The organism is Nocardioides sp. N13(2025), assembly GCF_051912545.1.
In the GTDB taxonomy this organism is placed as follows: domain Bacteria; phylum Actinomycetota; class Actinomycetes; order Propionibacteriales; family Nocardioidaceae; genus Nocardioides.
Window position 1 is genome coordinate 1,107,423 of record NZ_CP196809.1, and the last position, 12,510, is coordinate 1,119,932.

Below are 12,510 nucleotides of genomic sequence, written 5' to 3' on the forward strand. Positions count from 1 at the left end.
TGCTACCGCGACACGATCGCCCACCAGCTACGGCCGGGTCAGCACTGCTGCAACGGCGCGGGCTGAGGGGCCCACTCCTGCCAGGGTCGCAGACGCCGGCCCGGTCCAGTCCCCGTACCCGACCAGGTGCACCCGCGGGTCCTCCAGCGCCTGGGTGCCCGAAGCGCCGCCGACGGGGATGTGACCGCTCCGGGCGCGAAGGCCCAGCGGGCGCAGGTGACGCAGCGCGGGCCTGAAGCCGGTGCACCAGATGACGGCGTCACACGCCAGCGTGGTCCCGTCGGCCCATGCAACGCCGTCCGCAGTGAGGCGCGTGAACATCGGCTGCGCGTGCAGGACCCCTCGCTCGCGCGCGTCCTTCACGCTGTCGACCATCACGATGTCGCCGAGGCCGGCAACACCGGCGTGCTCGCGGCCCTCCTCGAGTGCCTCGATGCGCGCCCGGGCTGTGGCGAAGAGGACCCGGCCATCGACGTCGTCGGGCAGGAAGCGAGGCCGTCGGGTGGTGACCCACGTCGTCTGCGCGACCGTCGAGACCTCCGCGAGGATCTGCGCAGCGGAGTTGCCGCCACCCACCACGACGACACTCTGCCCAGCGAGCTCACCCGGGGCCCGGTAGCCGGACGCGTGCAGCTGCCGTCCCCTGAACGCACGCATCCCGGGGTAGGTCGGCCAGAACGGCCTGTCCCACGTCCCCGTGGCAGAGACGACCGCACGAGCCGACAACGAGAGCCCCGCCGCATCCACGAGCAGGCGTCCGCGGGGGTCGTCGTCCGCGCGACGCACCGACTCCACCCGACACGGCCGCCGCACCTTCAGGTCGTACCGCTCCTCGTAGCGCGTCAGGTACTCCACCACGTGGTCCCGGGGCGGGAAGCCTCTGCGCGCGTCATCCCACGGCGGCATCATCCAGCCCGGCAGCGACGAGTAGCCGGCTGGAGAGAACAGGCGCAACCCGTCCCACATGTGCGGCCATGCCCCGCCGGGCCGGTCGGATGCGTCCAGGATGACCAGCTCGCGACCGGGCACGAGTCCAGCACGGCGGAGGTAGAAGCCGGTGGCGAGACCGGCCTGCCCTCCGCCGATGACCACGACATCGACCTCGTCGGGCTGGATGGCTTGGTGTCCTGCCTCGGTCGCCACGCCGCCAGTATGGTCGGACACGCCTCCGTGGCCCTCGCACGCGACCGATATGGTCACCTCTACCCGGGGGACGTGCACCCAGGGGCGGTAGCTCAGTCGGTCAGAGCAGAGGACTCATAATCCTTGGGTCGTGGGTTCGAGCCCCACCCGCCCTACAAGGGGCCTGTATTGCTTCGCCTGATGGGTGACGTTTGGCCTTCGGCTGATGCGTTACACATCGTCGGGTGATGGGTGACAGCTACTCCGGTTGATTGGTGACACTCCCTTGATGAGGGAGTTGAGCGTGAGCGAGCAGCGGTATCAGGCCGTGCTGGCGGTGATCAGCGACGGCGAGACGGTCTCGAGCGTGGCGGCCCGGTTCGGGGTGCACCGCAAGACCCTGCACGGGTGGTTGGCCCGCTACGAGGCCGAGGGTTTGGAGGGGCTGGCGGACCGGTCGCATCGGCCGCGGTCGTGTCCGCACCAGATCGGCGCCGAGGTGGAGGCGGTGATCGCCACGATGCGGTCCTCGCATCCGGGGTGGGGGCCCCGCCGGCTGGTCTTCGAGCTCGACAAGGTCGGCGTGGAGCCGCTGCCGTCGGAGTCGGCGGTCTACCGCGCGCTGGTGCGGTTGAACCTGATCGACCCGTCCGGGCGTCGGCGGCGGGATCGGAAGTGGAAGCGGTGGGAGCGCGGGCTCCCGATGGAGCTGTGGCAGATCGACGTGGTGGGCGGGTTCGTCCTCGCGGACGGGCGGCGGGCCAAGGCGTTGACCGGGGTCGATGACCACTCCCGGTTCTGCGTCAGCGCGTACCTGATGCTGCGGGAGACGTCCCCGCACGTGTGCGACGGCCTCGCGGCCGCACTGCGGACCTTTGGGGTGCCGGGGCAGATCCTGACCGACAACGGGAAGGTGTTCACCGGCCGGTTCAACCGGCCACCGGTGGAGGTGCTCTTCGACCGGATCTGTCGGGAGAACGGCATCGAGCACCTGCACACCCAGCCCCGCTCGCCCACGACGACGGGGAAGATCGAGCGGTTCCACCGGGCCTTGCGGACCGAGTTCCGCACCGACCGGGTCTTTCCCGACCTGGCCACCGCGCAGACCGAGCTGGATGCCTGGGTCCACGACTACAACTACGACAGGCCGCACCAGGCGCTGGACATGGCCACCCCGGCGTCGCGGTTCCTCAGGCCTGACCCGGCGCCCGTTGCCCCGATCCGGACATCACGCAACCCCGGCCGACCCGGCGAGGACCGCGTCGACGGCACCTGGGTGACCCGCCGGGCCAGCGCCGTAGGCGTGGTGTGCGTCAGCTGGCAACAGGTCTGCCTCGGCGTGGCCGCGGCCGGTCGCCCCATCGACGTGTGGGTCACCGAGAACGTCCTGCAGTTCTACGACGGTGACCAACTCCTGCGAACCCAGAAGCGCGAGAGCACCGGGGAGGTGAGGGTCAAGCGATCCACCGCGCCACAACGGACGTCCTACAGTGACAACGAGTGTCACCGATCAACCGAACTAGATCTGTCACCCATCAACCGAAGGTCTTCAGCCCTACAAGGGGCCCGTGTTGCTGTGTGCACCTTCGGGTGATGGGTGACAGCTGCAGCGCGGCCGGGTCCGGGCGATACCCCCACGCACCTTGGGCGCCACGTTCGCCACCCCACCTGTTCACCTCGTTCCGACACGGTCCGGCCATGCGTATCGCCCAGCTCGCCAACTTCGTCGGTCCGGCCTCCGGAGGGATGAGGACCGCCCTTCAAGCCTTGGGGCAGGGGTACGTCGGGGCCGGCCACCGACGGCTCCTCATCGTGCCGGGGCCCGCCGACTCGCGCATCACCACACCGCTCGGGGACGTGGTCCAGTTCCGGGCGCCGCGGGTGGGTGGCGGTTACCGCATGATCGTGGAGCCATGGCGGGTGATCGAGGTGCTCGAGGGCTGGGGGCCCACCTCGCTGGAGCTCAGCGACAAGCTCACCCTTCTCCCCGTCGCTCGGTGGGCCAGCCGGAACGGCGTCGGGTCGGTGCTCTTCTCCCACGAGCGGCTGGACGACATGCTCGCCCTGCGGACCGGCCTCGACACGACCGCGAAGGTGTCCGTCGGCCTGTTGAACCGGCTGCTGGTCCGCAGTGTCGATCGCATCGTGGTGACGTCGCGCTACGCGGAGGACGAGTTCCGCCGGGTCGCCGCCGGGGCCGATTGTCCGATCGTGCGGATTCCTCTCGGTGTCGACCTGGACACCTTTCGGCCCCACCGCGTCGAGCGCGAAGGCGAGCTGCGGCTCGTGCACGCCGGACGGCTGTCGAGGGAGAAGTCTCCACACCTGGCCGTCGCCACCGCCGTCGAGCTGCATGGGCGCGGCGTGCCCGTGCGACTCGACGTGTACGGCGTCGGGCCCCACCGCGACGAGCTGGTCGAGGCCGCAGGGTCGGCGCCGATCCGCTTCCACGGGTTCCTGGACTCGCGGACTGACCTGAGTCACCGGCTTGCGGCAGCGGATGTCGCGCTGAGCGTCTGCCCCGGCGAGACCTTCGGCCTCGCAGTCCTCGAGGCCCTGGCCTCGGGCACCCCGGTGGTCACCGCCGATCGCGGTGGCGCCAGGGAGCTCGTGGACGTCGTCTCCGGGGCATGGGGCCGACCGGAGCCCGCCTCGCTGGCCGATGCGGTCCTGGAGGTGGCGGACCGCCCAGTCGCGTCCAGGCGGGATGCCGCCAGGGCGCGGGCGGAGCGCTACCCGTGGTCGGCGACCGTGGCGTCGATGCTCGACGTCCACGCCGGGGTTGCGATGCGACGCAGCCGTTCGCGGGCTCGCGGTGTGATGAGCAGCAGGAGCGTGAGCGCCGCCACCAGCATGGAACCGATCACGATCGCCAGGTAGGCGCCGTGCAGGGAGGAGTCGAGCGGAGCCACCAGTCCGGCGACCACCGACACGGCCAACAGCCCGGTCATCCCGAGCCGGGACAGCCGCAGGGAGCCGACGAACGGCAACACCCAGAGGAAGTACCAGAGGTGGACGACCGGGCTCAGCATCACCGTCGCACCCATCACCACAGCGACGGCGCGCACGGCGCCCGACCGCCCGGTCGGGGCCGTGAGCGCCACGCCTGTGGCGACGACCAGGATCGCCACCTGCGCAAGCAGGCGGACATGGTCGAGGAAGCACCCGTCCGGGACGTCCGCTCCCACCCCACGCGCGAGCAGGTCGAGCCAGTCACCGACCACCGTGGCGAGCGACAACGGCGTGTTCACCGTCCCCGGGACGTCCAGTGCATGGACCCAGCCGACCCCGAGACCCCAGGCCAGCCCGGGCACCACCAGCGCCGAGGCCGCAACGATGCCGACCCGCAACAGGCGGCGTACCCGCTGAGCCAGCGTGGCCCCAGCGGGAAGGGCGATCAGCGCGACCCCGAGACAGACCAGGCCGCCGGGCAGCTTCACCGCCGCCGCCAGTCCGCCGAGGAGTGCGCCGTACACCCAGCCGTGCTCCACCGTGACGACCAGCGCTGCCGCCATGAGTCCCGCCATGAGCAGGTCGTTGTGAAGGCCCCCCACGCCGTTGGCCAGCATCAGGGGCGAGCAGAGCACGAGCGCCGAAGCGAGAGCCGCACGGCTCCCGCACCATTGCGCCAGACGAGGGACGGACCACGCGAGCAGGCCCAGACCGGCAAGGGCGACCAGTCGGTGTGCCACCACGAGCAGCCACGGGTCACCGGTGAACCCCGCGGCGACGTCGCCGAGGATCAGCGGCACCGGCCCGTAGGGCGCCGGGGTGTGGAGCCAGCGCGGGTCCACCGCTTGCACGATGGGACCGAGGAGGACCCCGGGGCCGTGCTCGTACGGGGAGATGTCGTAGTGGGTCAGCGTCCCCTGGGCGGCGTAGGACCAGCCGTCCCTGGAGAAGAGCGGAGGCGCGAGCAGCAGTGGCACTGACCAGAGGAAGGTCGCCGAGCGCACCAGCACCAGAGCGTCCCTCTGGCCAGCGTGGTCGAACCGGTCGACGTGGGCAACCGTGGTGCACAACCACAGCCAGGACGCGGCCAGCATGCCCAGTCCGAGCACCACGACGCCCAGCCCCGCCATCCGTCCCACCGTGCTCCCGCGGACGGCGCCGAGGACCTCGAGCTCCAGCGGCGTCGTGCTGGCCGGGAGGGTCGAGACCACCAGGCCGCCGAGCAGGACGAGCACGCTTCCCACCACACCCTTCGCCAGCACGATCGGCACGCTAGTCAGCGATGCTGACCTGGCTGTGAACGTGGCGCCAACGGCCGGGGCGAGCGTCGGGCCCGGCCGGAAGGCTCCGGCCGGGCCCGACGCATCCACGACGAGGGTGCTGCTGTCAGTCGGTGTCCGAGCCCGGCAGCGCCGCGCCCGGGACCTCGTCCGGCAGGTAGATCTTCGGGTCGCCCGGGTAGGGAAGGTCCCAGTGGTGCGCGTCGTACCAGGTGTAGCGGTTCATCAGCTCCGGGTTGGCGAAGTCGGCCCGTGCCCGGCGACCACTCAGGTGCTGGTTGTCCTTCCACTTCTCCCACGCCGTCGTGTAGGCCGCCTTCGCGGTGGGGGCCGGGGGAGCCGCGACGGGGTCGGCAGGGGTGTCGAGCCCGCACGCCGGAGGGGTCTTGATGTTCTCGGTCAGCGGTACCCGGTTGGGCAGGGCGGCGAACGGTGTCAGGTCCGCCTTCTTGGAGAAGGCGTCGAACATCGGCGTCGCAGCCGCCACCTTCTGGTTGAGCGGTTCGGCGCCGAGGATCTGCTCGATGGTGCGCACCATGTTCATCTGCGTGTAGTAGGTCGAGACCGTCCTGCCGTGCACGGCCCAGGGGCTGATGACCTGGATCGGCGCGCGGTGGCCGTCGACGTGGTCGGCACCGTTCTGGCTGTCGTCCTGCACGACGAAGATCGCCGAGTCCTTCCAGTACTTGCTGTGCGAGATCGTCTCGACGATCTGCCCGACGGCCAGGTCGCCGCTGGCCACGTTGGAGCGCGCCGACACCGGGCCGCCGGTGTGGTCGTCGGAGAGCCAGATCATGTTGAAGTCCTGCGGCCCGTTGGCCTCGAAGTCCTGCTTCCAGATCTGGTAGCGGTAGAGGTCCGGGATCGACATGTCGAAAGGCGGCGAGAGCGGGTGGGTGATCTCGTTGAGCGACGGGATCACCGAGCCGTAGTCGCCCTTCAGCTCCGGGGTGGTCAGCTGGGCGGGGTCACCGCCCCGCTCGACGCTGCGGGAGGCGCAGTAGTACTGCTGCCAGGTGCCGGACGGCTTGCCCTCGGTGTAGATGAACTCGCCGTAGTTCCTCGCGCTGTGGCCGGCCTCCTGGATCGCGGTCCAGAGGAAGCCGGAGCGCTGGTGGCCGAGCACGTCCTCCTCGGTGTCGTAGCTACGGACGTACTCGCCCGCGCTGGACTCGGTGTACTCCGGGTTGTCGCCCTGCATCAGCCAGTTGTGGCCCTCCGCGGAGTTGGTGCCGGTGTCGTAGACGTTGTCGTAGAGCCCGAACTGGCGTGCCAGCGCGTGGATGTTCGGCGTCACCTGCTCACCGAACTGGGCCAGTGACGCGTCGCCGTTGCCCTCGGGCATGTCGCCGTGGACCTGGTCGTAGGTGCGGTTCTCCTTGACCAGCATGAAGACGTGCTTGATGGTCGACGGGTCACCGATCCGCCTCGGCACAGGCACCGCGTTCGCCCGCGCGCCGGTGGCGTGCTTGGTGTCGGTGTCCGAGGGGCCCCACCCGTTCTGGGCGAACACCTGCGGGGTGTAGGTCTCCACGATCTCGGTGTCGCTCGGCAGCGTGAACCGGGTCAGCGAGGCGGTGGTGCCGTGGGTGCCGTGGCCGGTGGCCGGCTTCGTGCCGTAGCCCTGGTTGAACGTGATGAGGGGCCCGCGGGCGTCGACGCCGCGACGGTTGGACACCACGAGCTGGTCGCCGACCGCGAACACGTCCTCGGGGTAGTAGTCCGTCGGCACGAGGCCGACGTAGCTGACCGGGTCGAGCGCGGTGGTGCCGAGGCGGTAGACCGCGATCGCGTTGGCACGGCCCAGGCTCACGAGCAGCCGCCCGCCGTGGATGGTGACGGCGTTGGGCGCGTAGCCGACCTTCGAGCCCTGCCACGGCGTGGTCGAGATCGTCTGGACGACCCGGTCGGTGGCGGTGTCCACCACGGACACGGAGTCGTCGTTGGTGTTCGCGACGTAGAGCGCACCGTCGGTCGCGCGCATGGCGGTGGGGTGCAGGCCGACGGGGACCTGGCCGACGGGTGCGGCGGGAGCGGTGGTGTCGATGACGCTCAGGGTGCCGGTGGTGGAGGTGCCCAGCACCGGGTCGGCCGGGACCGCGGTGCCGTACGAGTCCTGCGTGGCGTCGCCCGCGACCGCCCGCCGACCGCCCTCGTTGCTGACGTAGAGCTTCGAGCCCGCGAACACCAGCTGGCGCGGGGCGACACCGACGGACCAGGTCCGCGTGACCGCGCCGGAGGCGGGGTCGAGGGCGACTACCGTGTTCTGGCCGTTCAGCCCGGCGTAGAGGGTCGTGCCGTCGGGGGAGTAGGTCAGGCCGGAGGTCAGGGCGCGGCGGCCCTCGACGTCCGGCAGCGTCACCTTCGTCGGGATGCCGAGGGTCCCGTCCGCGTTCACCGGGAAGCGCGTGAGTCCCGTTGCGCTGGGCATCCACAGCACGCTGCCGTCGGGGGAGTAGAGCGGGCTCTCCTGCCCGACGGTCCGGTCGGAGTAGCGCTGGTCGACACCGGCGGCGGTCCCGACCCGCCAGACCAGCTCGTAGGTCGACAGGTCGAAGACCTGCAGCGAGACGGAGCGGTCGTTGGCCGTGGCGGCCAGGTAGCGGCCGTCGGGGCTGACGGTCGATCCCATGAACTTCCCATAGGGCGTCATCAACCGCTCTCCGAGCGGCTGGAGCACCTGGCCGGAGGAGATCTGCAGGCCGTCGGAGTACTCGGTGCCGACCTGGTTCTCACCGAAGCCGACGGTGGTGCCGTAGGCGACACCGCCGGTGACGGCCATGGTCACCACGCCGGCGATCACACCGATCGGCCTGGCGCGGAGGAGGCGGCGTCGAGCCGGCCTCCCCACACGGTTGCGTGTCACGTTCATCGTGGTCCTTCCTCGTGCTTCTGGGTTGATGTGTCGAGCAGGTCGAGTGAGCCGTCGAGCTGCCACAGCGGGTTGGGCGCGTCGCCGGTGGGGGTGCGCACCTGGAAGAAGCCGTTGACCTCCTTGGGTCCGTCGCCGTCGGCGACGTACTTGCCGTCGGCGAGGACGTCGAGCTGGTAGATCGCGGTGCCGGTGGCGGTCGACCCGGGCAACGTCCAGCGGACGACGCAGCGCCAGTCCGAGCCCGGGCCCTCGTCGGCGACGCGGCTGCCGCCCCTGTCGCAGCGGGCGGCGGCCTGCAGGTCGTCCTCGGTCACCGCGGGGCGGTGGAGCTGCTCGGTCTGGAGGACGTAGAGGTGGGAGAACGACGTGGCGAGCTCCTTCTCGATCTTCGACGTGTCGATCCCCGAGCCGGTGGCGCCGGTGGCGGCAGCCACCGCGCCGGTGGTCAGTGCGAGGAGCGCGACGAGCGGGGCGAGACCCGCCACCACGAAACGGCTCCCCGAGCCGTCATAGGCGAGGTCGGTGAAGTCGCGCCGCACGAACAGTCGGAACGCGAGCCAGGTCGTCAGCGCCGCCCAGGCGAGGCTCACCGCGACGCCGATCCAGAACGGCCCCATCTGGCCGGGCTCGGTGAGCAGGCCGCGCCAGCCGGTGAACGCGCTCACCGGAAGCGCCGCGCGGAGCGCGACCGGGACCGGCATCAGGGCAAGGCCTTGGAGGACCAGCGCGACGACGACCGGCAGCAGCAGGCCGAGCGGCGAGCGGCCGAGCGCCACCGACCCGAGGAGCCCGACGGCAGAGAACGCCAGGGTCGGGGGTACGACGCTGAGCCAGGCGAGCAGGACCGTGCGGGCGAGCTCGCCGGAGTCCATCAGGTGCCCGTCGAGCCCCGGCAGGGGGTGGCTGCCGACCGAGAGCAGCCCGCCGGCGAGGGAGGAGGCCGCCAGGGCGGCCACCAGCACCAGGATGACGGTGAGCGCGGCGAGTGCCTTGGCGGCGAAGATCACCTGCGGTGAGCGTACGGCGACGACGAGGTGGCGCCAGGTGCCGAGCCGGTCCTCCACGGCGAACACGTCGCCCGCGACGAGTGCGGTGAGCAGCGGGAGGACGAGCGTGCCCAGGAACACCAGCACGGCCAGCGAGCCCGCCCAGCCCGACTGGCCCATCCAGCGGCCGTAGAGCGCGTCGGCGGGCAGTGAGGTCTGCCGGCTGATCACGGCGGTGTAGATCGCGGGTGCGAGCAGGCAGGCCAGCAGCACCAGCCGCAGGCGCCACTGCGAGACGAGCTTGACCAGCTCGAAGCGGTAGGCGCTCCCGAGCGGGGCGGCGGTCGCGGCGGGCGCCGGCGTGACGGCGTCCAGCGTCGCGGTCGTCATCGGACCTCCTCCGCAGGACGTGGCACGTCGCCGTCGGTCGAGGCACCGGTCAGGGCCAGGAACGCAGCCTCGAGCGGTGGGACGACCGGGCCCAGCTCGCGGATCGAGATGCCGTCGGTGACGAGGCGGGAGACCAGGTCGTCCACGGCCACCTCCGGGCCGCGGACGACCAGCGCCCGGTCGTCGAGCCTCGACCCGCGGCCGTCCACCACCCGCAGCGACGGCGTACGGGCTGCGAGGTGGCGGGCGGCGGCGGGGTCCGAGGTAACCAGCTGGTAGTCGAGCTCGCCGCTCTCGGCGGCCAGCTTGCGGATCGGGCCGGTGAACACGACGCGTCCCGCGGCGAGCAGGGTCACCTCGTCGCACAGGGCGGCGAGGTCGTCCATCCGGTGGCTGGAGAGGACGACCGTGGCGCCGTCGTGCGCGAGGTCGGTGAGGACGCGGTGCACCTGGCGCTTGCCGGCGGGGTCGAGGCCGTTGGCCGGCTCGTCGACCACGAGCAGGTGCGGGTCGCCGAGGAGCGCGGCGGCGAGTCCGAGCCGCTGGCGCATGCCGAGGGAGAAGCCGCGGATGGGGTCGCCGGCGACATCGAGCAGGCCGACCCGGTCGAGCAGCGCGTCCACGTCCTGGGGCGGACGGTCCGGCCGCAGCCGGGCGATCGCAGTGAGGTTCTGCCGGGCGGTCAGTGTCGGGTAGAGGCCCGGACCGTCCACGAACCCGCCGACGGCCGCAGGCACGGTGACCGTGGGCCCGACGGGGCGGCCGAGCACCTCCAGCGACCCGGACGTGGCTCGCGACAGGCCGAGGAGGAGCCCGAGGAGGGTGGTCTTGCCGGCTCCGTTGGGGCCGACCAGGCCGTGCACCTGCCCTGCGTCGATGTCGAGGTCCACGCCGTCGAGGGCGATGACGTCGCCGAAGTGCTTGGTGAGGCCGCGCGTCCGCACAGCGGTCGCAGACATGGCCCACCTCCATCCCGAGATCGAGGTTGACGGCGGACCGATCGGTCGCCCGTCGAGGACGCTAGGAGGCGTCGGTGGACTGCGCCGCACGGGAACGCGAACGATGCGCGAACGCCGCGGGTGCGTGTCGACCGCTGCGACGCACCCGTCGCTCGCTGTTCCCCTCGGCGATGCTGACCGGCCGCTCGCGCCTTCCGTAGGCTGGGCACCAGAGGGAGACGTGGTTGGACGACCGCATCGTGGAGGAAGGGACAGGCATGCGACGAGTGACCGCGCGAGAAGAGTCCGACCGGGTGACCATCGAGGTCGACGGAGAGCTGGACACCGTCGCGAGCCACGACCTCCGGGCCGCCATGGTTCGATTCGCCGACCAGGCGCGGACACTGACCTTCGACCTGACCCGGGTCGCGGGCGTCGATGCCGACGGCGTCCGCGCCCTCGAGTGGTGCTCCAGGCTCGCGGTCGAACGCCGGACGGTGCTGCGGTGGTCCGGGTGCAGCGGCCCGCTCCTGGACGCGCTCAGGTCCGGCGAAGGTCGGTAGCTGGGCGCGTTCACCTTCGACCCGTATCTTCACGGCTCGTGGACGATGACCGAGACCTGGAGTTCGAGCGTGACATGGTCGAGCGGCTGCTGTCTGCCACCCAACGAGTCATCGATGCCGTGTCCGCCGACTTCGCTGCCGGGCTCGTCCGCGACGTGGAGGGCAGGCTCGGCCGGGATCTTGCTGAGCATGGGGTGTTGGCCATGTCGGAGGAGTGGATGGAGGACACCGTGGCCCGGATCCGGGCCGGCAAGGCGGTGCGCCTGCCGACCGTCGACGAGCTTCCGTAGCGCCTGGACCAGCCCTCGGGCGGCCCGGGCTCGGTCCCGCGTCCCGCGCTCGGGTCAGGGCGTGGACTCGAAGGGCACCCGTTGCCACGAGAGGACGTCCTCGGCACCTGGCCGGTTGACGGTCACCTGCAGGAAGTTGGTGTTGTTCGCCTCGCCATCGACGGTGATCCGGGTGAGGTTGTCGGCGGAGCCGCGCACGTCGTGGATCTCCAGCCAGCGTGAGCCGCCGGCAAGGGGGCGGTCGACGTTGTGGACATGGCTGTCGCCGTCGAAGAGGTAGACCTCGCCGTCGTAGGTGGAGGCCTGGTCGATGAGCGCCTGGACCAGCGGCCGGAAGGCGCTGACGTCCCAGGTCGGCTGGTAGGACGGGTCGAACATGTCGGCCTGCTGGAAGATGGCGACTGCTCGTGCCTGGGTCTGTCGTGCTCGAGCGAAGGTGTCCTCGACCTGCCGGATGGCGGCGGCCATGCGGGCGGACTCCTCGGCGAGCTGCTCCGACGTCGGCGCGGCGAGGCCGAGACCGGCCCACGGAGCACGGCCGTTGTTGCTGCCGACGACGTGGATCGTGGCCATCTCGATGCCGCTCGCGCGCAGTGCCTGGTTCTCGGGGAATCCCAGGTCGGCTTGCGTGGCGACCTTCCTCGGCCGCGCGCCGAGCGTCTCTCCAGGCACGTCGAAGAAGGTCTCGCGGAGGGCGTCGAGCCGCTCGAGGGGCTGGTACGCCCCGGCGGCGGGTCGGTGGCAGTCGGTCCATTCGTTGTCACCTGGTGTGTAGAGCAGCGGCATCTCGAAGCGGTCGAACTGGGTGCGGATCATCGTGTTGTACGAGTCGGTGCAGGGGGACGAACCGTTCTTGATGTCACCGACGTGGAAGGCGAGGTCGAGGCCGGGCTGGACGTTGATGCGGTCGACCCACCGCGGAAAGGCCGCGACCTGGGCGGCGCCATAGGGGACGTCGCCGATGACGGCGAAGCTGGTGCTCGACGGCTTGTCCTGGCCGGGCGCGGCCACGCCGGGGCTGGAGGTGGTGAGGGCGAGGGCGACGGCTGAAGCGCATGCGGCGGCTGACGTGCGGAGTGGACTCATGGTCTGTTCCTCTCGCAGGGCGGTGACC

At 71.1% G+C, this 12,510-nt stretch carries 8 protein-coding genes, 1 tRNA gene and 2 pseudogenes; 5 read left to right on the plus strand and 6 right to left on the minus strand.

Annotation, left to right across the window (positions count from 1 at the left end; translation table 11 throughout):
- Window positions 1-27: 27 nt before the first annotated feature.
- Window positions 28-1,116, minus strand: a complete 1,089-nt coding sequence (locus ACS3YM_RS05400) for an ArsO family NAD(P)H-dependent flavin-containing monooxygenase (RefSeq protein ID WP_439939837.1) — start codon at window positions 1,114-1,116, stop codon at window positions 28-30.
- A 108-nt stretch (window positions 1,117-1,224) separates the two neighbouring features.
- On the opposite strand from ACS3YM_RS05400, the gene ACS3YM_RS05405 reads away from it, so the two are divergent.
- The 3 genes and pseudogenes from ACS3YM_RS05405 to ACS3YM_RS05415 all read left to right on the plus strand — a co-directional run bounded on the left by ACS3YM_RS05405 (window position 1,225) and on the right by ACS3YM_RS05415 (window position 4,002).
- Window positions 1,225-1,298, plus strand: a tRNA-Ile gene (locus ACS3YM_RS05405).
- 113 nt (window positions 1,299-1,411) lie between these two features.
- Window positions 1,412-2,596 (plus strand): annotated as a pseudogene (locus ACS3YM_RS05410) (IS481 family transposase); the annotation flags it as partial.
- Between the two features lie 224 nt (window positions 2,597-2,820).
- A complete protein-coding gene (locus ACS3YM_RS05415) occupies window positions 2,821-4,002 on the plus strand; it encodes a glycosyltransferase (RefSeq protein ID WP_439939057.1) in 1,182 nt (393 codons plus the stop codon).
- Window positions 4,003-4,007: 5 nt separating this feature from the next.
- On the opposite strand, the pseudogene mptB reads toward ACS3YM_RS05415, so the two are convergent.
- The 4 genes and pseudogenes from mptB to ACS3YM_RS05435 form a co-directional block, all read right to left on the minus strand.
- Window positions 4,008-5,444 (minus strand): annotated as a pseudogene (mptB, locus tag ACS3YM_RS05420) (polyprenol phosphomannose-dependent alpha 1,6 mannosyltransferase MptB); the annotation flags it as partial.
- A gap of 16 nt (window positions 5,445-5,460) precedes the next feature.
- The gene (locus ACS3YM_RS05425) at window positions 5,461-8,226 is read right to left on the minus strand and encodes an alkaline phosphatase family protein (protein WP_439939058.1); all 2,766 of its coding nucleotides are present in this window, start codon (window positions 8,224-8,226) and stop codon (window positions 5,461-5,463) included.
- Window positions 8,223-9,605 carry a hypothetical protein gene (locus ACS3YM_RS05430; protein WP_439939059.1) on the minus strand — a complete coding sequence of 461 codons (1,383 nt, stop codon included), beginning with the start codon at window positions 9,603-9,605 and terminating at the stop codon, window positions 8,223-8,225. The genes ACS3YM_RS05425 and ACS3YM_RS05430 overlap by 4 nt, the downstream gene beginning before the upstream one ends.
- Window positions 9,602-10,564, minus strand: coding sequence for an ABC transporter ATP-binding protein (locus ACS3YM_RS05435; protein ID WP_439939060.1), 963 nt, complete (start codon window positions 10,562-10,564; stop codon window positions 9,602-9,604). The genes ACS3YM_RS05430 and ACS3YM_RS05435 overlap by 4 nt, the downstream gene beginning before the upstream one ends.
- A gap of 257 nt (window positions 10,565-10,821) precedes the next feature.
- Here ACS3YM_RS05435 and ACS3YM_RS05440 point away from each other — a divergent pair, with 257 nt between their 5' ends.
- The gene (locus tag ACS3YM_RS05440; protein ID WP_439939061.1) at window positions 10,822-11,106 is read left to right on the plus strand and encodes an STAS domain-containing protein; all 285 of its coding nucleotides are present in this window, start codon (window positions 10,822-10,824) and stop codon (window positions 11,104-11,106) included.
- 38 nt (window positions 11,107-11,144) lie between these two features.
- Window positions 11,145-11,396 carry a hypothetical protein gene (locus ACS3YM_RS05445; RefSeq protein ID WP_439939062.1) on the plus strand — a complete coding sequence of 84 codons (252 nt, stop codon included), beginning with the start codon at window positions 11,145-11,147 and terminating at the stop codon, window positions 11,394-11,396.
- A gap of 54 nt (window positions 11,397-11,450) precedes the next feature.
- Here the strand turns inward: ACS3YM_RS05445 and ACS3YM_RS05450 are convergent, their stop codons facing one another.
- Window positions 11,451-12,482 (minus strand): metallophosphoesterase, encoded by a 1,032-nt coding sequence (locus ACS3YM_RS05450; protein ID WP_439939063.1) that lies wholly within the window; start codon window positions 12,480-12,482, stop codon window positions 11,451-11,453.
- Window positions 12,483-12,510 lie beyond the last annotated feature (28 nt).

Coding starts and splice junctions, on each gene's coding strand:
- ACS3YM_RS05415 (WP_439939057.1), top strand. CDS start 2,821: ATGCGTATCGCCCAGCTCGCCAACTTCGTCGGTCCGGCCTCCGGAGGG.
- ACS3YM_RS05425 (WP_439939058.1), bottom strand. CDS start 8,226: ATGAACGTGACACGCAACCGTGTGGGGAGGCCGGCTCGACGCCGCCTC.
- ACS3YM_RS05430 (WP_439939059.1), bottom strand. CDS start 9,605: ATGACGACCGCGACGCTGGACGCCGTCACGCCGGCGCCCGCCGCGACC.
- ACS3YM_RS05435 (WP_439939060.1), bottom strand. CDS start 10,564: ATGTCTGCGACCGCTGTGCGGACGCGCGGCCTCACCAAGCACTTCGGC.
- ACS3YM_RS05440 (WP_439939061.1), top strand. CDS start 10,822: ATGCGACGAGTGACCGCGCGAGAAGAGTCCGACCGGGTGACCATCGAG.
- ACS3YM_RS05450 (WP_439939063.1), bottom strand. CDS start 12,482: ATGAGTCCACTCCGCACGTCAGCCGCCGCATGCGCTTCAGCCGTCGCC.